We start from the raw sequence: 22,349 nt of genomic DNA on the forward strand, positions 1-22,349 counted from the left end.
TAGTGGATCTGTGCAAAATGGGTCAATTAGTGACCGTTTGCTGATGCGATCCCACCCGATCGGATGAGAGGACCAGCCGATGAGCGACGCCGTCTCTCCGCACGGCTTCACCGTGACCCGGCGCGGCTACGACTCCGCGCAGGTCGACCAGGCGCTGATCCGGTTCACCGCCGAGCGCGACGCGGCCTGGGAGCGGCTGTCCGGGCTCGGCAACCGGATGCGCGCGCTGGAGCAGAAGCTGATCGACGCCGCCGCGGCGGAGCAGGCCGCGGCCGAGGCCGCCCCGCCCACCTACGCCGAGCTGAGCGAGCGCGCCGCCCGGCTGCTGGTGCTGGCCCAGGAGGAGTCGGTCCAGCTCAGGACCGAGACCGAGGCCTGGACCGAGGCGCTGGACACCGAGGCCCGCGCCGACGCCAGGAGGCAGCTGGAGGACGGCGAGAACTACGCCGCCCGGCTGCGCGGCGCCGCCGACGACTCCTTCCGCCGCGACCTCGACCGGGCCCGCGCCACGGCCGAGGCCGAGCGCGGCGAGGCCGACCGGGAGGCCCGGGCCGCCCGCGAGGACGCCGCCGGGTACGCCGCGGAGCTGCGGGCCCGCGCCGAGGAGGCCGCCGAGTCGGTCCGGCTCCGGCTGGCCGCGCTGCAGCACACCGCCGACCAGGCCCAGGCCGCCGCGGACGCCGAGCACGCCGCGGCCGAGGCCGCGCTGACGGCCAGGGCCGAGCGCCGGCAGAGCGAGGCCGAGCGGCACCTCAAGGCGATGAAGGCCACCGCCGCGGGCACCGAGGCCGAGGCGGCCACCACGGCCGAGCGCCTGCTCGGGGCGGCCCGGCGGGAGGCCGAACGGATCGCCGCCGGGGTGGAGCGGGAGCGGCTGGCCTACGCCGAGCAGCAGGAGGAGCTCAAGGCCCACCTGGACCACATCAGGACCACCCTGGTCACCCTGACCGGTGCCGCCGACCCGGCCGACTCGGACCGCGGCGAAACCTGAGGCGCTTCAGGACTGGAGTGGTTCAGGTCGCGGCAGTGACCGGGTCGGGACCCGCGCCGGGGCGTACGCTGGGAACCCCCCGGTGCGCGCTGCGTTCCGGGTGCTTCGCGTTGCCCCCGGCCCCCAGCCGTCGGCCGAGAACCGCCTGAGAGAAGTCCATGAGCCTGACCGGCCTGCTTGACGTCGTCGTCGCCGACCCGGCCCTGGTCGAGGCGGCGCAGTCCGCCCTCACCGGGGACCGCCGCCACCTTGACCTCGTCGGCCCGCCCGCCGCCCGCCCGTTCGCGGTCGCGGCGCTGGCCCGCGCCCTCGCGGCGGCCGCGGCGAAGGAGAAGGACCCGCGCGGCCGGCCGGTGCTCGCGGTCACCGCCACCGGCCGGGAGGCCGAGGACCTGGCGGCCGCGCTGGCCTCGCTGCTGCCGCCGGACAGCGTCGCCGAGTTCCCGGCCTGGGAGACCCTGCCGCACGAGCGGCTCTCCCCACGCTCGGACACCGTCGGCCGCCGGCTCGCGGTGCTGCGCCGGATCGTCCACCCCAGCGCCGACGACCCGGCCGCCGGCCCGCTGCAGGTGATTGTCGCGCCGATCCGCAGCGTGCTCCAGCCGCAGGTCAAGGGCTTGGCCGAGCTGGAACCGGTCAGCCTGCGGGTGCGCCAGGACGTCGATCTGGAGGACCTCGTCCGCCGCCTCGCCGCCGCCGCGTACCAGCGGGTCGAGCTGGTCGAGAAGCGCGGCGAGTTCGCCGTCCGCGGCGGCATCCTGGACGTCTTCCCACCGACCGAGGAGCACCCGCTGCGGGTGGAGTTCTGGGGCGACGAGGTCGAGGAGATCCGCTACTTCAAGGTCGCCGACCAGCGCTCGCTGGAGGTGGCCCAGCACGGCCTGTGGGCCCCGCCCTGCCGTGAGCTGCTGCTCACCGAGCCGGTGATGGCCCGTGCCGCCGAGCTGTCCCAGCAGCACCCCGAGCTGGCCGACATCCTGGACCGGATCGCCCAGGGCATCGCGGTGGAGGGCATGGAGTCGCTCGCCCCGGTCCTGGTCGACGACATGGAACTGCTGGTGGACGTGCTGCCGAAGGGCAGCCTGGCCGTGGTCTGCGACCCCGAGCGGGTCCGGACCAGGGCCGCCGACCTGGTGCGCACCAGCGAGGAGTTCCTGCACGCCTCCTGGGTCGCCGCGGCCTCCGGCGGCGACCGGCCGCTGGACGTGGGCGCGGCCTCGCTGTGGTCCATCGCCGACATCCGCGAGCACGCCGCCGACATCGGCCTGCCCTGGTGGTCGGTCAGCCCCTTCGCCGCCGACGACGAGGCGCTGACCGGCCCCGACGTGCTCCACCTCGACCTGCACCCGGCCGAGGCCTACCGCGGCGACACCGCCCGGGCCATCGCCGACGCCAAGGGCAGGCTCGCCGAGGGCTGGCGGGTGGTGCTGGTGACGGAGGGTCAGGGCCCCGCCTCCCGGATCGCCGAGATGCTGTCCGGCGAGGGCATCGGCGCCCGGCTCAGCCCCGACCTGGTCGGCCGGCCCTCCGCCGACATCGTCCATGTCGCCTGCGGCTCCATCGAGTACGGGCTGTACTCCGAGGGCCTGAAGCTGCACGTGGTCACCGAGACCGACCTGGCCGGGCAGAAGTCCTCCACCAAGGACATGCGCCGGATGCCCTCCCGCCGCCGCAACGGCATCGACCCGCTGGCCCTGCAGGCCGGCGACTACGTGGTGCACGAGGCGCACGGCGTCGGCCGCTACATCGAGATGGTGCAGCGCACCGTCCAGGGCGCGACCCGCGAGTACCTGGTGCTGGAGTACGCCCCGGCCAAGAAGGGCCAGCCGGGGGACCGCCTCTTCGTCCCCACCGACCAGCTGGAGCAGGTCACCAAGTACGTCGGCGGCGAGGCCCCCTCGCTGCACCGGCTCGGCGGCGCGGACTGGACCAAGACCAAGTCCCGGGCCAAGAAGGCGGTCAAGGAGATCGCCGGGGACCTGATCCGGCTCTACTCGGCCCGGATGGCCGCCCCGGGCCACGCCTTCGCGCCGGACACCCCCTGGCAGCGCGAGCTGGAGGACGCCTTCCCCTACGCCGAGACCCCGGACCAGCTCAGCACCATCGCCGAGGTCAAGGCCGACATGGAGAAGACCGTCCCGATGGACCGGCTGGTCTGCGGCGACGTCGGCTACGGCAAGACCGAGATCGCGGTCCGCGCCGCCTTCAAGGCGGTCCAGGACGGCAAGCAGGTGGCGGTGCTGGTGCCGACCACACTGCTGGTGCAGCAGCACTTCTCCACCTTCTCCGAGCGCTACGCCAACTTCCCGGTGGTGGTGAAGGCGCTGTCCCGGTTCCAGTCCGACGCCGAGGCCAAGGCGGTGCTGGAGGGCCTGCGCGAGGGCAGCGTGGACCTGGTCATCGGCACCCACCGGCTGTTCTCCGCCGAGACCCGGTTCAAGGACCTGGGCCTGGTCATCGTGGACGAGGAGCAGCGCTTCGGCGTCGAGCACAAGGAGCAGCTGAAGAAGCTCCGCGCCAACGTCGACGTGCTCACCATGTCGGCGACCCCGATCCCGCGCACCCTGGAGATGGCGGTCACCGGCATCCGTGAGATGTCCACCATCACCACCCCGCCGGAGGAGCGGCACCCGGTGCTGACCTTTGTCGGCGCCTACGACGAGAAGCAGATCTCGGCGGCGATCCGACGCGAGCTGCTGCGCGAGGGCCAGGTCTTCTACATCCACAACCGGGTCGAGTCGATCGACAAGGCGGCGGCCAAGCTCAAGGAGCTGGTCCCGGAGGCCAGGATCGCCACCGCGCACGGGCAGATGGGGGAGTCGGCGCTGGAGAAGGTCGTGGTCGACTTCTGGGAGAACCAGTTCGACGTGCTGGTCTCCACCACCATCGTGGAGTCCGGCATCGACATCTCCAACGCCAACACCCTGATCGTGGAGCGCGGCGACACCTTCGGCCTGTCCCAGCTGCACCAGCTGCGCGGACGGGTCGGCCGCGGCCGCGAGCGCGGCTACGCCTACATGCTCTACCCGCCGGAGAAGCCGCTCACCGAGACCGCGCACGAGCGGCTCGCCACCATCGCCCAGCACACCGAGATGGGCGCGGGCATGTATGTGGCGATGAAGGACCTGGAGATCCGCGGCGCGGGCAACCTGCTCGGCGGCGAGCAGTCCGGGCACATCGCCGGGGTCGGCTTCGACCTCTACATCCGGATGGTCGGCGAGGCCGTGGCCGAATACCGGGAAAATATGGGCGGTGGCGGCATCGGCGAGGACTCGGCCGAGGAGCCGCTGGACGTCAAGATCGAGCTGCCGGTGGACGCCCACGTCCCGCACGACTACGCGCCCGGCGAGCGGCTGCGGCTGCAGGCGTACCGGTCCATCGCCTCGGTGAACTCCGAGGAGGACATCGCCGCGGTCCGGGCCGAGCTGGTCGACCGCTACGGCAAGCTGCCGGAGCCGGTGGAGAACCTGCTGCTGGTGGCCGGGCTGCGGCTGTTCGCCCGGCGCTGCGGGATCTCCGACATCACCCTGCAGGGCCAGAACATCCGCTTCGGCCCGGTGGAACTGCGGGAGTCGCAGGAGCTGCGGCTCCAGCGGATCTACCCGCGCAGCCAGATCAAGGCCTCCACCAAGCTGCTCCTGGTGCCCCGGCCGGGGTCGGGCAAGATCGGCGCCAAGCCGGTGGTCGGCCGCGACCTCCTCGTCTGGTGCACCGAATTCCTGACCACCCTGTTCTGACCGGGACGAAAAAACCGCGCAGACCTGCACCGTTCCCACCAACCCATAGACTCGGAGCATGCTCCTAGGTCTGCTGATGGCCCTCGCCGCCGCCCTCTTCTTCGGCGTCGCCATGGTCCTGCAGGCCCTGGGGGCCCAGCGCCACAAGCCCACCCCCGGTGAGGGGGTCTTCGGCACAGCGAAAGCGATGCTGAACCTCCCCTTCGCCGCAGGCCTCCTCCTGGACGGCCTCGGCTTCATCGCCCAGCTGATCGCGCTGCGCTCGCTGCCGCTCTACGTGGTGCAGGCGGCGCTCGCCGGCGCCCTCGCGGTGACGGCCGTCCTCGGCGCGGCGCTGCTGAAGATCCGGCTGGGCCGGGGCGAGTGGCTGGGCGTGGCCGGGGTCTGCGTCGGCCTGGCCGTCCTCGGCGCGACCGCGGGGGAGGAGGGCCACAAGCAGCCCGGGCAGGCGTTCCACTGGATCCTGCTGGCCGCGGTTGCCCTGATCGCCGCGCTCGGCGGGGTGGCCTGGAAGCTGAGCGAGCCCCGCCGCGCCGCGGTGATGGGCAGTCTCTGCGGACTGGGCTTCGGCGTGGTCGGCCTGGCCGTCCGGGTGCTGCCGAGCACCCACGGGCTCGACCTGCTGCCGCTGCTGTCCGACCCGGCGACGTACGCGCTGCTCGCGGGCGGTGCGGTCTCCTTCGTCTTCATGACCGAGGGGGTCAGGGGCGGCAAGGTCACCACCGCCACCGCCAGCATGGTGCTCGGCGAGACCGCGCTGCCGGCCGTCCTCGGCGTGGTGTTGCTCGGCGACGGCACCCGGCCCGGCATGCTGCCGCTGGCCCTGGCCGGTTTCGCGCTGGCCGTGGCCGGCGCGCTGGCGCTGGCCCGCTTCGGCGAGGTGGGCCCGGCGGAGCCGGCCGCGGTCGAGGCGTCCGCCGCGGAGACCCGCACCCCGGTCAGCTGATCCACCGCGGCGCGGTTCGCCTGCGCCGACCTGGTGACACGGGACAGTTCGGCTGCCTATCCTCGGTCCTCGGAGCAGTAACAGACGTATCGTCGAGCCCCGTAGGTCCGTTGAGTCGCCGGGAGGCCCCGTGAACCGCCGTCGCACCGCTGCTGTCGCACTCGCTGTGAGCGCGGTGGCTGCTCTGTCGGCCTGCTCGTCGACCGCGCACCCCGGCGCCGCCGCGGTGGTGGGTGACCAGCGGATCACGGTGTCGACGCTCCAGGCGCATGTCGCCGCCTACCAGGCCGCGGCCGGCGCCACCGGCGCCCAGCAGGCCCCCGGCGCCTCGGCGAATCTGCTGTCGCTGCTGGTGAACGCGAAGCTGGTGGACCAGGCACTGGCCGCGCAGGGCAAGTCGGTCTCGACCGGAGAGGTCCAGCAGACCGAGGAGGCGTACGCGCAGCAGCTGGGCAGCGCGCAGGCGCTGCAGCAGGCGATCATCACTCAGCTGCACATCGCCCCCTCCGACTTCGCCACCTTCGCCCGCTACCAGGTGGGCCAGCAGATGCTGATCCAGCTGTCGGGCGTGGACCCGAGCTCGAACCAGGCCCCGGCGGCCTTCCAGAAGATCCTGCAGAAGTCGGCGACGAGCCTCGGGGTCACGGTCAACCCGCGCTACGGCAGCTGGAGCGCGAAGGCCACCGCCGACAGCCCCTGGCCCCCGCTCACCGGGTCCAAGCAGCCGTGGCTCAAGGCGGAGCCCGCCGCCGCGACGAGTTGAGCCGCCGCGTCACGGTAGGTTCGTCCCGTGGCAGATCACCTCGACACCTCAGCGGCTGAGGCCGGGCCGGGACGGCTCGTCCTCCTCTCCAGCACCCACCGGGTCGCCCCCGGCCTGCTGTCCTGGCCGGCCTGGGCCGCGCTGCGGGACGCGGACCGGGTGCTGGCCGGCGACCCCGGCCACCCGCAGCTGCCCTACGTCCGCCAGGCCGGGGTCACCGTCGAGCTGCTGGACGACGTCCCGGCGTTCGCGCTGGCCCGTACCCTGGCCGAGGCGGCGTCCGGCCGCACCGTGCTGTGGATCGGCGGGGTGGACGGCGACCCGGGCCTGACCGACTCGCTGGCCCGGATCGCGGTCGAGGGCGGCCTCGCGGCCGGGCCGGTGCCGGAGATCGAACTGCTGCCCGGCTCCTACGACCTGCCCGGGGCCCGGCTGCTGGACCTGGTCGCGGTGATGGACCGGCTGCGCGCGCCGGGCGGCTGCCCCTGGGACGCCGAGCAGACCCATGAGTCGCTGGTGAAGTACCTGGTCGAGGAGTCCTTCGAGCTGATCGAGGCGATCGAGGACGGCGACCGGGAGATGCTCCAGGAGGAGCTGGGCGACGTCCTGCTCCAGGTGATGTTCCACGCCAGGATCGCGGAGGAGCACCCGGAGCAGCCGTTCAGCATCGACGATGTCGCGGGCGGCATCATCGACAAACTGACCTATCGTCATCCCCATGTCTTCGGTGATGTGCACGCCCCCACCGCGGAGCATGTAGAGGCCAATTGGGATCAGCTGAAGGCGGCCGAGAAGCAGCGCGACTCCATCGTCGAGGGTGTGCCGCTGGCGCAGCCCGCGCTGGCGCTGGCCGCGAAGCTGCACTCACGGGTGGCCAAGGCCGGCCTCGACGTGCCGCTCCCGGTCGGCGAGGCCGGCGAGAGCGGTGCTCTCGGTGCCGAGCTGCTGGCGCTCGCGATCCTGGCCCAGCAGCAGGGTCTCGACCCCGAGGCCGAGCTGCGGGCCGCCGCCCGCCGCTACCGGGACGCCATCCAGCAGGTGGAGCAGGGCAGCTGATGGAGCTTCAGCTCAGTCATGACTGGCCGTCAACCCCGGAGCAGGCGTACCGGATCCAGCAGGAGCTGCGGCCGCTGGTCCGTACCGCGCCGCTGGCCGCCCCGCCGCGCACCCTGGCCGGTCTGGACGTCGCCTACGGCGGCAGCCACGGCAGCGCCGAGGACCGGGTCGCCGCCGCGGTGGTGGTCCTGGACGCGGACACGATGGAGCTGCTGGACAGCGCCACCGCGGTCGGCACCGCCGGATTCCCTTACCTGCCGGGGCTGTTCGCCTTCCGTGAGCTGCCGGTGCTGATCGCCGCGCTGCGCGGGCTGGCCACCACCCCGGACGTACTGCTCTGCGACGGCCAGGGCCTCGCTCACCCGCGCCGCTTCGGCCTGGCCTGCCACCTGGGCGTGCTCGCCGGGCTGCCGACGCTGGGCGTCGCCAAGACCCCGCTGCTCGGCAGCTGGGACGAGCCGGGCCCGGCCCGCGGCGACAGCAGCGACGTCCACGACGGCGGCGAGACCGTCGCCCGGGTGCTGCGCACCCAGGACGGGGTCAAGCCGCTGACTGTCTCCACCGGCCACCTGATCACCCTGGACGAGGCCTGCGCCCTGGTGCTGCGGGCCGCACCGCGCTACCGGCTCCCGGAGACCACCCGGCTGGCCGACCGCCTCTGCCGCGACGCCCTCGCCGGGCAGGCCGCCGCCGACGAGGCCCGCGCCACCGCCGTGCTGACCACCGACGCCGACTGAGGCTGCCTCCCCTTGCCGACCGGGCGGTCGGCGTGGTGGCATCGCTGGATGACCCCCTCACCCGCCGCCGTACCTGCCGCCGCCCGCTGGGGCCTCACCTTTCCGCTCGAGGGCATCCCGCTGACCGACCAGCGCAAGCTGGTCGAGGCGCTGCCGGACCTCGGTTTCACCGACCTCTGGTCCAGCGAGACCACCGGCGCCGACGCCTTCACCCCGCTCGCACTGGCCTCGGTCTGGGCCCCTCAGCTGAACCTCGGCACCGCGATCGTGCCGGTGCACACCCGTGGCCCGGCGCTGCTGGCGATGCAGACCGCCGCCCTGGCCGAGGCCGCCCCCGGCCGGTTCACGCTCGGGATCGGCTCCTCCTCACCGGTGATCGTCAAGGACTGGAACGCGGTCCCGCACGAGCAGCCCTACGCGCGCTGCCGGGACACCCTCCGCTTCCTCAGGACCGCCCTCACCGGGCAGGTCGTGGACGAGCAGTACGAGACCTTCGCGGTCCGCCGCTTCCGGCTGGACCGGGTCCCCGCGTCCACCCCGCCGGTGCTGCTCGCCGCCCTGCGTCCGGGCATGCTGAAGCTGGCCGCGCGGGAGGCCGACGGCACCATCCTGAACTGGCTCTCCGCCGAGGACGTGACCACCGCCGTGGACGAGTTCCACCGGGCCGGCGGCACCGGCAAGACCGTCGCCGCCAGGATCTTCGTCTGCCCCACCGCCGACGCCGACTACGCGCGGGCCCTCGGCCGCCGGCTGATCGCCGGCTACCTCACCGTCCCGGCCTATGCCGCGTTCCACCGCTGGCTCGGCCGGGAGGAGCAGCTCAAGCCGATGTGGGACGCCTGGGCGGCCGGCGACCGCAAGGGCGCGGCGGCGTCGGTGCCGGACCAGGTGGTGGACGCGCTGATCGTGCACGGCGACCCGGTCCGGGTCCGCGAGCAGCTGCGGCGCTACGCCGCCAACGGCGTGACCGTGCCGGTCCCGGCGATCCTGCCGACCCCGGAGATGGCGGACTCCACCGCCGAGCCCCGCGACCGCCGCCGGGCCGTCGCGGCGGCGGTCCTCGCGGTCAGCCCGTCCGCCTGATCGCCTTCCGCATCCCGGCCAGCCAGCCGTCCCGGTCGGCGGCCCGGCTCTGCTCGTACTGGGCCACCTCCGGGTGCGGCAGGATCAGGAAGCGCTCCTCGGCCAGGCCCTCCACCACCGCGTCCGCGACCTGCTCCGGGGTCAGCAGCGGCGCGAACAGGCTCAGCCGCGCCGCGACGGAGGGGTCGGAGGTCATCGCCGTGTGCACGCCCTGCGGGCACAGCGCGCTGACCTTGATCCCCTGGTCGCCGTAGGTGACCGCGAGCGACTCGGCGAAGGCCACCGCCGCGTGCTTGGTCGCCGTGTACGCCGCGTCGCCGGGCATCTGCAGCAGCCCGGCGGCGGAGGCGGTGTTCAGCAGGTAGCCCTGCCCGCGCTTCAGCATTCCCGGCAGGACCGCCCGGGCCGCGTAGACATGGGCCATGACGTTGAGGTCCCAGCAGGACTGCCAGATCTCATTGGCCGCCTCGAAGCCCGCGCTCTCGCCGACCAGCGAGCCGCGCCCGGCGTTGCTGCAGAACAGGTCCACCGGGCCCAGATGCTTCTCCGCGGTCTCCACCAGCGCCCGGACGTCGCTCTCCCTGGTCACGTCGCTGCCGACACCCACGGTGTGACAACCCTCACGGTCCAGTTCCAGCGCCAGGTCCTCGACCCGGCCGCCGTCCAGGTCCGCGAGCAGCAGCCCGCGCGCGCCCTCGGCGGCGAATCGCCGGGCCAGTGCGGCCCCGATTCCCCCGGCCGCACCGGTCACCACTACGACGGATCCGCGTATCTGCATGTCCCGCTCCTCCCGGCGGGCCTCCGCACTGGCCCGCGCACTGCCGGTGATCGTAGGCATCCGACCTGCCACCGCAACAGTGCCCGTCCGGAATGCAAGCCAACCTCCGGCTACCGTCAAGGAGTGCACAAGCCGCCAGCCGCCGTCCCCGCCGCCCCGGAACTCTTCACCTGGGAGTTCGCCACCGACCCCTACCCGGCCTACGCCTGGCTGCGCGAGCACGCCCCGGTGCACCGCACCACCCTGCCCAGCGGCGTCGAGGCCTGGCTGGTCACCCGCTACGCCGACGCCCGGCAGGCGCTGGCCGACCCCAGGCTGAGCAAGAACCCGGGCCACCACGGGCAGAGCAGCGGCCGGACCGGCATCCCGGGGGAGCGCGGCGCCGACCTGATGACCCACCTGTTGAACATCGACCCTCCCGACCACACCCGGCTGCGCCGGCTGGTCGCCAAGGCCTTCACCCCGCGCACGGTGGCCGGCTTCGAACCCAGGGTGCGGGAGATCACCGACCGGCTGATCGACGGCTTCGCCGCGAACGGGTCGGCGGACCTGATCCATGAGTTCGCGTTCCCGCTGCCCATCTATGCCATCTGCGACCTGCTCGGCGTCCCGCCCGAGGACCAGGACGACTTCCGGGACTGGGCCGGCATGATGATTCGCCACGGCGGGGGCCCGCGTGGAGGGGTCGCCCGCTCGGTGAAGAAGATGCGGACCTACCTCGCCGAGCTGATCCACCGCAAGCGCGCCGACCTCGCCTCGGGACAGGCAGGCGACGACCTGATCTCCGGGCTGATCCGGGCCAGCGACCACGGCGAGCACCTCACCGAGAACGAGGCCGCGGCGATGGCCTTCATCCTGCTCTTCGCCGGCTTCGAGACCACGGTCAACCTGATCGGCAACGGGCTCTACGCCCTGCTCACCCACCCCGAGCAGCGAGCCAGGCTTCAGGCCTCGCTGGACCGCGGCGAGACCGGGCTGCTGGGCACCGCGGTGGAGGAACTGCTGCGCTACGACGGGCCGGTGGAGCTCGCCACCTGGCGCTACGCCACCACCCCGGTCAGCATCGGCGGCCAGGACATCGCCACCGGCGACCCGGTGCTGGTGGTCCTCGCCGCCGCCGACCGCGATCCGTCCCGCTTCGACCAGCCGGAGCTGCTCGACCTCGCCCGCCGGGACAATCCGCACCTCGGCTTCGGCCACGGCATCCACTACTGCATCGGCGCCCCGCTGGCCCGCCTGGAGGCCCAGTACGCCCTGGCGGCCCTGCTGCGCCGGCTCCCCGACCTCACCCTCGCCGCCGCCCCCGCAGACCTGCGCTGGCGCGGCGGCCTCATCATGCGGGGTCTCCGCCGACTCCCGGTGTCCTTCACTCCCGAGAAGGGCTAGGACGGCCCGTTCGGCATGGTGATCCGGATGGCCAGGTGGCCGCCGAAGAGCAGGACCAGGCCGAAGGCGAGCACCAGGCGGCCGAAGGAGCGGCGCTCACCGAAGGCGAACAGCATCACACCGGCGAGCAGCAGGGCCGAGAGGTCCAGGCGGGGGTGTGACTGGAGCAGCATGCTGAACATCCATTGAGTGACCTTCTCAGAGACTTCCATGGCCTGCCTCCCTGTACGGAAACCTTCTCTGTATTCAGGGGACCAGATAACCTGACCAGGTGACAACTAGGCAGGTGCATAAGCTTTTTAGAGGAGTAGGCTGCGCTGGGTAGTGCCTGGTCGAGGGGTGGGAGGTACTGGCTCATGGTGTCGAAGGGAGCCAAGGAGGCTCTGGAACGCAGAATCGCCGCGGGCAGGTGGCGGCCCGGGGAGAGCCTGCCGTCGGGGAAGAGCCTGGCCGACGAGATAGGGGTGTCCCGGGCGACGATGCAGAAGGCGCTGCAGGAGCTGTCCGACGAGGGGCTGATCATCACCTCGCCGGGGAAGCGCGCGGTGCTGGCCCCGGCGGAGGGCGAGCCGCCGCTGGAGGAGCCGGAGGGCCACAGCCATGGGCCCAGCCGGACCATCGAGACCCTGCAGAACCGCATCGCGCTGGCCACCAGGTCCGGAAAGCTGACCATCGACGCCTTCTGTGTGACCTCGGAGTCCCTGGTCGCGGCGATACAGCTGCAGATGCTGGCGCTGCGCGCCTCCCGGACGGTGCTCAGCGAGTTCCGGATCCGGCTGCTGGTCTCCAACTACTCGGCCACGCCCACCTTTCCGCGGGTCATCGGCCATCCCGACGACCACCGTCCGCTGGCCCGGCTGCAGCTCATCACGCAGACCCAGGTGGCCAGCCTGCAGGCGGCGGTGGACAACCTGCGCACCTTCCAGTTGGTCGAAGGCAACCCGAAGGTGGAGGTTCGAGCCGTACCCTTTCCGCCGATGACCAAGTTGTACGTGCTGAACGGGAACGAGGTGCTGGAGGGCTTCTACCAGCTGACGGAGCGGTCGGTCGACATCGGTGGCGAGGAGTACCGGATCGACGACCTGGCCGGCCTGGACAGTAAGCTTTTCTGGCGTACTCGACACGCCCTGCCCAACCATGTCGACTCCAAGTTCGTCCGCACGGTCCAGGCGTTCTTCGAGTCCTGGTGGGTAAAGGCCGAACGCTATGGCGTCCAACTGCACCGAGACCCCAGAGACTGAGAGCGAGCCATCCGTCGTGTCACCGCAACGAGCCCCGGCAGCAGCGAAGGTGGAGCGGGCGAAGGTGGTCCTGCTGGACTTCGACGGTCCGGTCTGCTCGGTGTTCGCCGGGCACCCGGCGCCGGGGGTGGCCCGGAAGCTGCTGCGCGAGCTCGACGCGCAGGGCGTCCGGCTCCCCGGCGAGCTGGCGGGCACCGAGGATCCGCACGGCCTGCTGGACGGCCTGGCCAAGGCGCTCGGCGGCCAGGGCCTGTCCGAGCCGGAGATCAAGGCGCTCACCCGGCAGTTGGACGGCCGGCTGGCCGAGGCCGAGCAGGAGGCCGTCGGCACCGCCGCGGAGACGCCGGACGCCGTGGACGCGGTGCTGCGGCTGCTGCGCTCGGGCCGGTCGGTGGCCGTGGTCAGCAATAACGCGACCGCCGCGGTGGAAGCGTACCTGCGGCGCCGGGAGCCGCTGGCGGAGCTGCTGCGGGGGCGGGTCTTCGGCCGCCCCGCGGACCCGGCGCTGATGAAGCCCCGCCCCTATCTGCTGGACCGGGCGGTGGCCGCGGTGCGGGGCAGCGCCGCTGACGCGGTGCTGATCGGGGACGCGGTCACCGATGTCGAGGCGGCGGCCGGCGCCGGGGTGGATTTCGTCGGATTCGCGGGCGGGGACGAGCGGCGGCGGAAGCGCCTGGTGGGTGCGGGAGTTGCGGACGACTGCGTGATCGACCACTGGAGTGAATTGGGAGCTTTCTCCCTACTTCAGTGAAGGGACGGGGCTTGTGGTTATGCAGTTCATATGTCTAGCCTTCCGGCACGCCCGCATGCGCGGGCGACTGCCCTTCGGGACGCCGAGTCCTGTCCAGCCGGGGGGCGGAACCCACACTCTTTGATTGGGCAGGAGCGGGGGACCCAGGTAAGTCGCCGCAGTTCACAAGGCTGCGGCTCGGGGTGAAGACGCGTCAAGCGTCCGGGCTACCTACCGGCCCGAACCCGACAGCTCACCTCGCAGGCGTCGGAGAGGGACCCTGCCATGCTCTTCACCACCCCTGTCGCCGGTCGCCATCGCAAGCCCCGCAGCAGCAGCACCGCGCGTCTGGTGGCCACCGCGAGTCTCGGCACCGCCGGGATAGCGCTGCCGCTGATCGGCGCGACCAGCGCCTCCGCCGCATCCGTGTCCACCTGGGACAAGGTCGCCAGTTGCGAGAGCGGGGGCGACTGGTCCATCAACACCGGCAACGGCTACTACGGCGGGCTGCAGTTCTCGGCCTCGACCTGGGCCGGGTACGGCGGCACCGCGTACGCCTCCACCGCCAACCACGCCAGCAAGGGCCAGCAGATCACCATCGCCGAGAAGGTGCTGGCCGCGCAGGGCCCCGGCGCCTGGCCGGTCTGCGGACCCCGGGCCGGACTGAGCCAGGGCGGCGGCGCGCCGGTGGTGAGCACCACACCGACCAAGAAGGCCCCCGCCAAGAAGGCCCCGGCCAAGAAGACCACCACCACGCACAGCACCACCAAGCAGACCAGCACCGGCAAGCACAGCGGCGCCGGCAGCAGCACGCACAGCGTGAAGACCACCCCCAGCACCCCGAAGCACGCCGCCCCCTCGGTGCAGCAGGCGTCCCCGACGCACAGCACCGGCCACGGCGACTACACCGTCAAGCCGGGCGACACCCTCTCCGGCATCGCCGCCTCCGCGCACCTCGGCGGCGGCTGGAAGGCGCTGTACCAGGAGAACCGCTCCACCGTCGGCGGCAACCCGGACCTGATCTTCCCGGGCCAGCGGCTCGACGTCGGCTGACTCCGACTGCCCCGCCCGCGGCCCCTGCCCGCCAGGTGAACTACTGGTGGGTAGGGGCTCCGGCTGGTGAGACACCCGCGCGGTCCGGGTGGCCACGCCCTCTGCTGCGGCTAGGCTCTTGGGGTAAGCACCCCAGTATTCCCCCAAGGAGATGCCTGTGCCGTCCATCGACGTCGTCGTAGCCCGGGAGATCCTCGACTCACGAGGCAACCCCACGGTCGAGGTCGAGGTCGGCCTCGACGACGGCAGCACCGGGCGTGCCGCCGTTCCGTCCGGCGCCTCGACCGGTGCCTTCGAAGCCCTTGAGCTGCGTGACGGTGACAAGTCCCGTTACGGCGGCAAGGGCGTCGAGAAGGCCGTCCTCGCCGTCATCGAGCAGATCGGCCCGGAGCTGATCGGCTACGACGCCACCGAGCAGCGCCTGATCGACCAGGCGATGCTGGACCTGGACGCGACCCCGGACAAGTCCTCGCTCGGCGCCAACGCCATCCTCGGCGTCTCGCTCGCCGTGGCGCACGCCGCCTCCGAGGCCAGCGACCTGCCGCTGTTCCGCTACCTGGGCGGCCCCAACGCCCATGTGCTGCCGGTCCCGATGATGAACATCCTCAACGGCGGCTCGCACGCGGACTCCAACGTCGACATCCAGGAGTTCATGATCGCTCCGATCGGCGCGCCCTCGTTCTCCGAGGCCGTCCGCTGGGGCGTCGAGGTCTACCACACCCTCAAGGGTGTGCTGAAGGAGCGCGGCCTCTCCACCGGTCTCGGCGACGAGGGCGGCTTCGCCCCGAACCTGGACAGCAACCGCGAGGCGCTCGACCTCATCGTCGAGGCCATCAAGAAGGCCGGCTACACCCCCGGCAAGGACGTCGCGCTGGCCCTGGACGTGGCCGCGTCCGAGTTCTACAAGGACGGCGCCTACCAGTTCGAGGGCAAGGCGCTCTCCGCCTCCGAGCTGACCGACTACTACGCCGAGCTGGTCGCCGCGTACCCGCTGGTCTCCATCGAGGACCCGCTGTTCGAGGACGACTGGGACGGCTGGAAGACCCTCACCGCCAAGCTGGGCGACAAGGTGCAGATCGTCGGTGACGACCTGTTCGTCACCAACCCGGTCCGCCTCGCCCGCGGCATCAAGGAGGGCGCGGCCAACGCGCTGCTGGTGAAGGTCAACCAGATCGGCTCGCTGACCGAGACCCTGGACGCGGTGGAGCTGGCCCAGCGCAGCGGCTTCCGCTGCATGATGTCGCACCGCTCCGGCGAGACCGAGGACGTCACCATCGCCGACCTCGCCGTCGCCACCAACTGCGGCCAGATCAAGACCGGCGCCCCGGCCCGCTCCGAGCGCGTCGCCAAGTACAACCAGCTGCTGCGCATCGAGGAGATCCTCGACGAGGCCGCCGAGTACGCCGGCCGCGGCGCGTTCCCGCGCTTCCAGCCCGCCGCCGACTGACGACTCGTCGTGCTGGACCGGTGCCCCGCCGCGATCACCCTCTAGGGTGGGCGGCGGGGCACCGGCGCATCCACAGGGACACGGGAGGGCGAGAACGTGAGCAGCAAGGCAGGCAGTCGCAGGCCGCGTTTCACCGGCCGCGCCGCGGTGCTCGCCCTGGTGCTCTGCTCGCTGATCGCCGCGCTGGCCTACCCGACCCGGCAGTTCATCGCCCAGCGCTCGCAGATCGCCCAGCAGCGCGCCGCCGCCGAGCAGGCCCAGGCCCAGGTGGACGAGCTGCGCCGGGAGCGGGCCCGCTGGCAGGATCCGGCCTATGTGACGGCCCAGGCCCGCGAGCGGCTGCACTACGGTTTCCCCGGCGAGACCCCGTTCACCGCGGTCGATCCCACCCCGAGCGCCTCGGCCCAGGCCTCGGCCCAGGCCCAGGCCCAGGCGGGCGCGGCCGGCCAGCCCTGGTACGACAACCTGTTCGAGTCCCTGGACGCCGCCGACGCGGCCTCCCCGACGGACGCCGCCACACCCCCGCACTGAAGCCGGACCCCGCACTGAAGCCGGACCCCGCACTGAAGCCGCACCCCGTACTGAAGAAGGCCCAGAAGATGACCTCGCACAACCCCGTCTCCGACGACGACGTGGCGGCCATCGCGGCCCAGCTCGGCCGGGTGCCGCGCGGGCTGCGCGCCGTCGCCCACCGCTGCCCCTGCGGCCTCCCCGACGTGGTGGAGACCCAGCCGCGGCTGGAGGACGGCTCGCCGTTCCCGACGCTGTACTACCTGACCTGCCCCCGGGCCGCCTCCGCGATCGGCACGCTGGAGGCCGACGGCCTGATGAAGGAGCAGACGGCGCGGCTCGCCGAGGATCCCGAGCTGGCCGCCGCCTACCAGCGGGCGCACGAGGACTACATCGCCAAGCGCGACGCCATCGAGGTGCTGGAGGGCTTCCCCAGCGCCGGCGGGATGCCCGACCGGGTGAAGTGCCTGCACGTCCTGGTGGGCCACTCGCTGGCCGCGGGCCCCGGGGTGAACCCGCTGGGAGACGAGGCCCTGGCGAAGCTGCCGCAGTGGTGGCGCAAGGGCTGCTGCGTCACTGTCCCCGGCACCACCGAGGACGACACCGCCCCCATCGACGACGAGGACGACAGCAAGTGAGCCCCCAGCGCGTGGCCGCGATCGACTGCGGCACCAACTCGATCCGGCTGCTGGTCGCCGACCTCGACCCTGCCACCGGCGAGCTGCGCGACCTGGACCGGCGGATGACCATCGTCCGTCTCGGCCAGGACGTGGACCGCACCGGACGGCTCGCCCCGGAGGCGCTGGAGCGCACCTTCGCCGCCTGCCGCGAGTACGCCGCCGTCATCGCCGAGCACGGCGCGAAGCGCGTCCGCTTCGTCGCCACCAGCGCCTCCCGCGACGCCGAGAACCGGGCCGAGTTCGTGGACGGCGTCCGGGAGATCCTGGGCGTCGAGCCCGAGGTGATCAGCGGCGACGAGGAGGCCCAGCTGTCCTTCGCCGGCGCCACCCGGGAGCTGGGCGCAGCCGACGGCCTGGTGCCTCCCTACCTGGTGTTCGACCTGGGCGGCGGCTCCACCGAGTTCGTGCTCGGCTCGGACCGGGTCGAGGCGGCCCGCTCGGTGGACATCGGCTGCGTCCGGTTGACGGAGCGTCATGGCGAGGACACCCTCTCCATGCGCGCCGACATCAAGCAGGCGCTGGACCTGGCCGCCGAGGCGGTCCCGCTGACCACCGCGGCCACCCTGGTCGGCCTGGCCGGGACGGTCACCACGGTGGCCGCCATCGCGCTGGAGCTGCCCGCCTACGACCCGGTGGCGATCCACCACTCCAGGATCCCGCTGGCCCGGGTCCGCGAGGTCGCCGAACTGCTGCTGACCAGCACCGCGGAGCAGCGCGCGGCCATCCCGGTGATGCACCCGGGCCGGGTGGACGTGATCGGCGCGGGGGCGCTGGTGCTGCTGGCGATCATGGAGCGCAGCGGGGCCCAGGAGCTGGTGGTGAGCGAGCACGACATCCTCGACGGCATCGCCTGGAGTGCGGCACGGCCTGCCGTCCCGGAAACTTTGTGAATTTCTTCACGTGGGGTTCCCGGATCTTCTGTGGTCCTGAGGGAGTGTTCGTCCGGATTTTGAGGTCCGGGCCCTGATCGGGTTCCGGTACGGGGTCGCCGGTGCGGCGGCGAGCTGCGGTTATGCCAGCCGGGGTGAACCCGGGGGCCGGGGGCCACACGTGGGCGGGCAGTGTAGCAGTGCCTGTCCAGTGGTCGGTGAGTAGGCCCGCTACATGTGGTCCCCAGGGTGCTGGATACTTTCGGATATGAGCACCACGGAGCGTCCTCGCATTCTTATCGTCGGCGGTGGATACGTCGGCCTGTATGCCGCGATGCGCATCCTCAAGAAGATGCGCTATGGGGAGGCGACCGTCACGGTCGTCGACCCGCGGTCGTACATGACCTATCTGCCCTTCCTTCCCGAGGCGGCGGCCGGCAACGTCGCGCCGCGCAACCTCGTCGCCCCCCTGCGCAGCATCCTGAAGACCGCGGAGGTCCTCACGGGCCACGTCACCTCCGTGGACCAGGTGCGCAAGGTGGCCGTCATCCACCCTGCCGCAGGAGACCCCTACGAGCTGCCCTTCGACTACATGGTCGTGGCGATGGGCTCGGTCTCCCGCACCTTCCCGATCCCCGGCCTGGCCGAGCACGGCATCGGCATGAAGTCGGTCGAGGAGGCCATCAGCCTCCGGAACCACGTCATCGCCCAGCTCGACAAGGCGGAGTCCACCACCGACGAGAAGGTGCGCAAGCAGGCGCTCACCTTCGTCATCGTCGGCGGCGGCTTCGCCGGTGTGGAGACCATCGCCGAGGTCGAGGACATGGCCCGCGACGCGGCGAAGCTCTACCACAACGTCAAGCGGGAGGACATGCGCTTCCTGCTGGTCGAGGCGGCCAACCGGATCCTTCCGGAGATGGGCCCCGACCTCGGTCTGTGGACCAAGGAGAAGCTCGAAGAGCGCGGCATCGAGATCTACATCGAGACCTCGATGGACTCCTGCGTCGACAAGCACGTGGTGCTGAAGAACGGCGTCGAGGTCGACGCCTCCACCATCGTCTGGACGGCCGGCGTCAAGCCGAACCCGGCGCTGGCGAACTTCGGCCTGCCGCTCGGCCCGCGCGGCCACGTCGACACCGCCGCGACCCTGCAGGTCCAGGGCTTCGACAACGTCTGGTCCGCCGGCGACAACGCCCAGGTCCCCGACCTGGCCGCGGGCGAGGGCGCCTGGTGCCCCCCGAACGCCCAGCACGCCGTGCGGCAGGCGATCGTCCTCGGCGACAACGTCATCTCCGGCATGCGGGGCTTCCCGCAGGCCGAGTACAAGCACAAGAACCTCGGCGCGGTCGCCGGTCTGGGCCTCCACAAGGGTGTGGCGATCCTCTTCGGCAAGTACAAGCTGAAGGGCCGTCCAGCCTGGTGGTTCCACCGCCTGTACCACGGCAGCCGGGTGCCCACGATGAACCGCAAGGTCCGCGTGTTCGCCGACTGGACCCTGGCCGTGTTCCTCAAGCGCGAGACCGTCTCCCTGGTGGAGATGGAGCGTCCCCGTGAGACCTTCGTCGAGGCGGCGGCCCCCGCCCCGAAGCCGGTCCTGGCAGCACCCGCTGCCGACAAGGCATCCGAGAAGGTCCCCGCGTAGCACGTAGTACGCCGTACCCCTCATGCCCGGCAGCGTCGCCGGACCACACCCGTGGTGCTCATACCGGCACCGCTGCCGTAAGTGCCCCGGTCCTGTTCACAGGACCGGGGCACTGGCGTTTCCGGGGCGGCGCGCCCCGGGTGAGGGCGGTCAGTCGGTCTTGATGCTGCCCAGGATGTCGAGCTTGGCGGCCCTGCGGGCCGGCCACATCGCGGCCAGCAGGCCCACCAGGGCCGCGCCGACCACATAGGCGGCGAGCTGCCCGTACGGGGGCGTGGTGGTCAGCCCGACCAGGCTGTGCTTGAGCAGCTGCACCGCGGCCCAGGCCAGGAACCCGCCGATGGCCACGCCCATCAGGGCGCCGAAGGCGGCGATCACCACCGACTCCAGCCGGACCATCCGCTTCACCGCGTAGCGGTCCAGGCCGATCGCCCGCAGCATCCCGATCTCGCGCTTGCGCTCGAACACCGACATCGCCAGCGTGTTGACCACGCCCAGCACCGCGATCACCACGGCCATGCCGAGCAGCCCGTACATGATGTTGAGGATCGTGCTGATGATCGAGCTGAACTGGTCCCTGATCTGCTGCTGGGTCTTCACGGTGACCAGCGGGTTGTCACCGGTGGAGTCCTTCAGCGCCTGCTGCAGCTGAGGGCTGGCCCCGTTCTCGCCCTTGACCAGGATGTCGTTGTAGTAGGGCGAGGTGGTGTGCGGGGCGAGCACCGACTCGCTCATCAGGATCGGGCCGAGCATGTCGCTCTCCTGGTAGATCCCGCCGATCCGCACCGAGCCCTTGCTCTTGTCCGGGTAGGTCACCTTGGCGGTGGAGCCGACCGTCCAGTTGTTGGCCGTGGCCACGTGCTGGTCCACCAGCACCGAGCCCTGCTGCAGCGAGGCGGTCGCGCCGGACACCATCTGCGGGGCGAGCAGCTGGTCGAAGGCCTTGGCGTCCACGCCGTTCACCGAGTGCTCATAGCTGCCGATGGTGACGTACTGCGAGTCCAGCACGCTGATGGCGGCGACGCCCGGGGTCGCCGTGATCTTGGGGAGCAGCGCGGGGGAGACCGGCTGCCCCAGCATCACCGAGATGTCGTAGTCCGCCTTCAGGTTCTGGGTGACCTGCGTGTCGATGGCGTGGCTGACCGAGGCGCCGATCACCGTGAGCGAGCTGATCAGGGTCAGCCCGATGGTCAGCGCCGAGGCGGTGGCGGCGGTGCGGCGCGGGTTGCGCACCGCGTTCTGCTTGGCCAGCTTGCCCGGGGTGCCGAACAGCCCGCTCAGCAGCGGTCCGACCAGCGCGATCACCGGACGGGACAGCAGCGGCGTCAGCACGAACACGCCGATCAGGATCAGCCCCGCGCCCAGGCCCACCGGCGCCCGGCCGTCCGTGCCGCTCAGCGTGGTCCCGTAGAGCACCGAGGCCAGGCCCAGGCCGAAGAAGGCGGCGCCGATGGAGTTGCGCACCACCAGGCTCTTCTGGGTGGCCGGCTGGTCGTTGCTGTTCATCGCCGCGACCGGGGCCACCCGGGAGGCCCGGAGGCTCGGCAGCAGCGCGGCCAGCACGGTCACCACCACCCCGGTGACCACGGTGGCGATCACGGTGGTGCCGGAGAGCACCAGCGAACCGGCCGGTACGCCGCTGCCGCCCATCAGCGTCTTCAGCAGTGCCCCGATGCCGATGCCCGCGGCCAGCCCGCCGAGCGAGGCCACCAGGCCCACGAACAGCGCCTCCAGCAGCACCGAGTTGGTGATCTGGCGCCGGCTCGCCCCGATGGCGCGCATCAGCGCCAGCTCCCGGGTGCGCTGGGCGATCAGCATGGTGAAGGTGTTGGCGATCAGGAAGATGCCGACGAACAGGGCGATCCCGGCGAAGGCCAGCAGCGCGGTGCGCAGCCCCGAGACGGACTGCTCGACGTTGCGGGTCTCGTCGGCGGTGAGCTGTGCGCCGGTCTTGACCACGATGTTGGTGCTGTGCGGCACCACCTGCATGACCTCGTCCTGCAGCTGGGTCTGGCTGACGCCGGGCTTGGCGGTGACGTTGATCGCGTCGTACTGGCCCGGCTTGAGGTAGGTCTGCTGGGCGGTGGCGTTGTCGAACAGCACCAGTGAGCCGCCCGCCGCGACCTGCGGGTCGTCGGTGCTGAAGATCCCGGTGACGGTCATCCGCGTGACCGGGCCGTTCACGGCGAGCCGGACCGTGTCGCCGACCTTGAAGCCGTTGTCCTGCGCGGTCTTCCGGTCGATGGCGATCCCGTGCGCGTCGGTCGGTCCGGCGCCCTGGGTCATCGGGTACAGCGCGTCCTGGCCGCCGCTGCCGGGCAGCCAGTTGCTGCCGTAGGTCTGGCCCTGATGGCCGATCAGGTTCCCGCTCGGGTCGGAGAGCCCGGCGAAGCCGGTGACCGAGCCGGCCGCCGAGGCGGCGCCGGGGAGCGCGGCTATCTTCCTGCTGGTGGCCTCGGTCAGCGGCTTGTCGCTGCGGTCGGTGTCACCGGGGCTGGAGTAGGGGCCGGCGTCGTTGTTGCTGACCTGGACCGAGACATGGGCGTAGTTGTTGGAGACGCTGTTCTTGAAGGCCTGCCCGACCGAGTCGGAGAAGACCATGGTGCCGGCCACGAAGGCGGTGCCGAGCAGCACGGCCAGCATGGTCATCAGCAGGCGGCCCTTGTGGGCCACGACATTGCGGAACGCGGTGCGATACAC

General features: G+C 71.9%; 19 protein-coding genes and 1 riboswitch. Of the genes, 16 read left to right on the plus strand and 3 right to left on the minus strand.

The features are described from left to right. Positions 1 to 79 precede the first annotated feature (79 nt). The 7 genes from ACXKR8_RS30845 to ACXKR8_RS30875 all read left to right on the plus strand — a co-directional run bounded on the left by ACXKR8_RS30845 (position 80) and on the right by ACXKR8_RS30875 (position 9,313). Positions 80 to 991 (plus strand): hypothetical protein, encoded by a 912-nt coding sequence (locus tag ACXKR8_RS30845; RefSeq protein ID WP_458267838.1) that lies wholly within the window; start codon positions 80 to 82, stop codon positions 989 to 991. 158 nt (positions 992 to 1,149) lie between these two features. Continuing rightward, on the plus strand, positions 1,150 to 4,728 hold the full coding sequence (gene mfd, locus ACXKR8_RS30850; RefSeq protein ID WP_458267839.1) for a transcription-repair coupling factor: 3,579 nt from the start codon (positions 1,150 to 1,152) through the stop codon (positions 4,726 to 4,728). A 58-nt stretch (positions 4,729 to 4,786) separates the two neighbouring features. Further along, complete coding sequence (locus tag ACXKR8_RS30855) at positions 4,787 to 5,674, plus strand: hypothetical protein (RefSeq protein ID WP_458267840.1); 888 nt, start codon at positions 4,787 to 4,789, stop codon at positions 5,672 to 5,674. Between the two features lie 130 nt (positions 5,675 to 5,804). Then, positions 5,805 to 6,437: a hypothetical protein gene (locus ACXKR8_RS30860; RefSeq protein WP_458267841.1), complete on the plus strand. Its 633-nt coding sequence runs from the start codon at positions 5,805 to 5,807 to the stop codon at positions 6,435 to 6,437. Between the two features lie 27 nt (positions 6,438 to 6,464). Next, positions 6,465 to 7,493: a nucleoside triphosphate pyrophosphohydrolase gene (locus ACXKR8_RS30865; RefSeq protein WP_458267842.1), complete on the plus strand. Its 1,029-nt coding sequence runs from the start codon at positions 6,465 to 6,467 to the stop codon at positions 7,491 to 7,493. Beyond that, positions 7,493 to 8,230, plus strand: coding sequence for an endonuclease V (locus tag ACXKR8_RS30870; protein WP_458267843.1), 738 nt, complete (start codon positions 7,493 to 7,495; stop codon positions 8,228 to 8,230). Before ACXKR8_RS30865 ends, ACXKR8_RS30870 begins: the two co-directional genes overlap by 1 nt. Positions 8,231 to 8,278: 48 nt before the next feature. Continuing rightward, positions 8,279 to 9,313, plus strand: coding sequence for an LLM class F420-dependent oxidoreductase (locus tag ACXKR8_RS30875; RefSeq protein ID WP_458267844.1), 1,035 nt, complete (start codon positions 8,279 to 8,281; stop codon positions 9,311 to 9,313). Here the strand turns inward: ACXKR8_RS30875 and ACXKR8_RS30880 are convergent. Next, the gene (locus ACXKR8_RS30880) at positions 9,297 to 10,091 is read right to left on the minus strand and encodes an SDR family NAD(P)-dependent oxidoreductase (RefSeq protein WP_458275124.1); all 795 of its coding nucleotides are present in this window, start codon (positions 10,089 to 10,091) and stop codon (positions 9,297 to 9,299) included. The two genes, ACXKR8_RS30875 and ACXKR8_RS30880, sit on opposite strands and share 17 nt — an antisense overlap. 123 nt (positions 10,092 to 10,214) lie before the next feature. Between ACXKR8_RS30880 and ACXKR8_RS30885 the strand changes: the two genes are divergently transcribed. After that, positions 10,215 to 11,477 carry a cytochrome P450 family protein gene (locus ACXKR8_RS30885; RefSeq protein WP_458267845.1) on the plus strand — a complete coding sequence of 421 codons (1,263 nt, stop codon included), beginning with the start codon at positions 10,215 to 10,217 and terminating at the stop codon, positions 11,475 to 11,477. On the opposite strand, the gene ACXKR8_RS30890 is transcribed toward ACXKR8_RS30885, so the two are convergent. Beyond that, positions 11,474 to 11,689, minus strand: a complete 216-nt coding sequence (locus tag ACXKR8_RS30890) for a hypothetical protein (RefSeq protein ID WP_458267846.1) — start codon at positions 11,687 to 11,689, stop codon at positions 11,474 to 11,476. The two genes, ACXKR8_RS30885 and ACXKR8_RS30890, sit on opposite strands and share 4 nt — an antisense overlap. Before the next feature lie 144 nt (positions 11,690 to 11,833). Between ACXKR8_RS30890 and ACXKR8_RS30895 the strand changes: the two genes are divergently transcribed. The 8 genes from ACXKR8_RS30895 to ACXKR8_RS30930 all read left to right on the plus strand — a co-directional run bounded on the left by ACXKR8_RS30895 (position 11,834) and on the right by ACXKR8_RS30930 (position 19,649). Then, positions 11,834 to 12,718 carry a winged helix-turn-helix domain-containing protein gene (locus ACXKR8_RS30895; protein ID WP_458267847.1) on the plus strand — a complete coding sequence of 295 codons (885 nt, stop codon included), beginning with the start codon at positions 11,834 to 11,836 and terminating at the stop codon, positions 12,716 to 12,718. Between the two features lie 16 nt (positions 12,719 to 12,734). Next, entirely contained in the window at positions 12,735 to 13,469 is a 735-nt protein-coding gene (locus ACXKR8_RS30900) for an HAD family hydrolase (protein WP_458267848.1), read from the plus strand. A gap of 106 nt (positions 13,470 to 13,575) precedes the next feature. Continuing rightward, positions 13,576 to 13,730, plus strand: a riboswitch (cyclic di-AMP (ydaO/yuaA leader). Positions 13,731 to 13,733: 3 nt separating this feature from the next. After that, complete coding sequence (locus tag ACXKR8_RS30905; RefSeq protein ID WP_458267849.1) at positions 13,734 to 14,501, plus strand: transglycosylase family protein; 768 nt, start codon at positions 13,734 to 13,736, stop codon at positions 14,499 to 14,501. A 157-nt stretch (positions 14,502 to 14,658) separates the two neighbouring features. Continuing rightward, complete coding sequence (gene eno / locus ACXKR8_RS30910; protein WP_458267850.1) at positions 14,659 to 15,948, plus strand: phosphopyruvate hydratase; 1,290 nt, start codon at positions 14,659 to 14,661, stop codon at positions 15,946 to 15,948. A gap of 96 nt (positions 15,949 to 16,044) precedes the next feature. Next, complete coding sequence (locus ACXKR8_RS30915) at positions 16,045 to 16,479, plus strand: FtsB family cell division protein (protein WP_458267851.1); 435 nt, start codon at positions 16,045 to 16,047, stop codon at positions 16,477 to 16,479. A gap of 68 nt (positions 16,480 to 16,547) precedes the next feature. After that, positions 16,548 to 17,096, plus strand: coding sequence for a DUF501 domain-containing protein (locus ACXKR8_RS30920; protein ID WP_458267852.1), 549 nt, complete (start codon positions 16,548 to 16,550; stop codon positions 17,094 to 17,096). Further along, positions 17,093 to 18,028 carry a Ppx/GppA phosphatase family protein gene (locus tag ACXKR8_RS30925; RefSeq protein ID WP_458267853.1) on the plus strand — a complete coding sequence of 312 codons (936 nt, stop codon included), beginning with the start codon at positions 17,093 to 17,095 and terminating at the stop codon, positions 18,026 to 18,028. The genes ACXKR8_RS30920 and ACXKR8_RS30925 overlap by 4 nt, the downstream gene beginning before the upstream one ends. Positions 18,029 to 18,275: 247 nt before the next feature. Then, positions 18,276 to 19,649 carry an NAD(P)/FAD-dependent oxidoreductase gene (locus ACXKR8_RS30930; RefSeq protein WP_458267854.1) on the plus strand — a complete coding sequence of 458 codons (1,374 nt, stop codon included), beginning with the start codon at positions 18,276 to 18,278 and terminating at the stop codon, positions 19,647 to 19,649. A 150-nt stretch (positions 19,650 to 19,799) separates the two neighbouring features. On the opposite strand, the gene ACXKR8_RS30935 is transcribed toward ACXKR8_RS30930, so the two are convergent. Continuing rightward, complete coding sequence (locus ACXKR8_RS30935) at positions 19,800 to 22,349, minus strand: ABC transporter permease (protein WP_458267855.1); 2,550 nt, start codon at positions 22,347 to 22,349, stop codon at positions 19,800 to 19,802.

This window comes from Streptacidiphilus sp. PAMC 29251 (assembly GCF_054208735.2).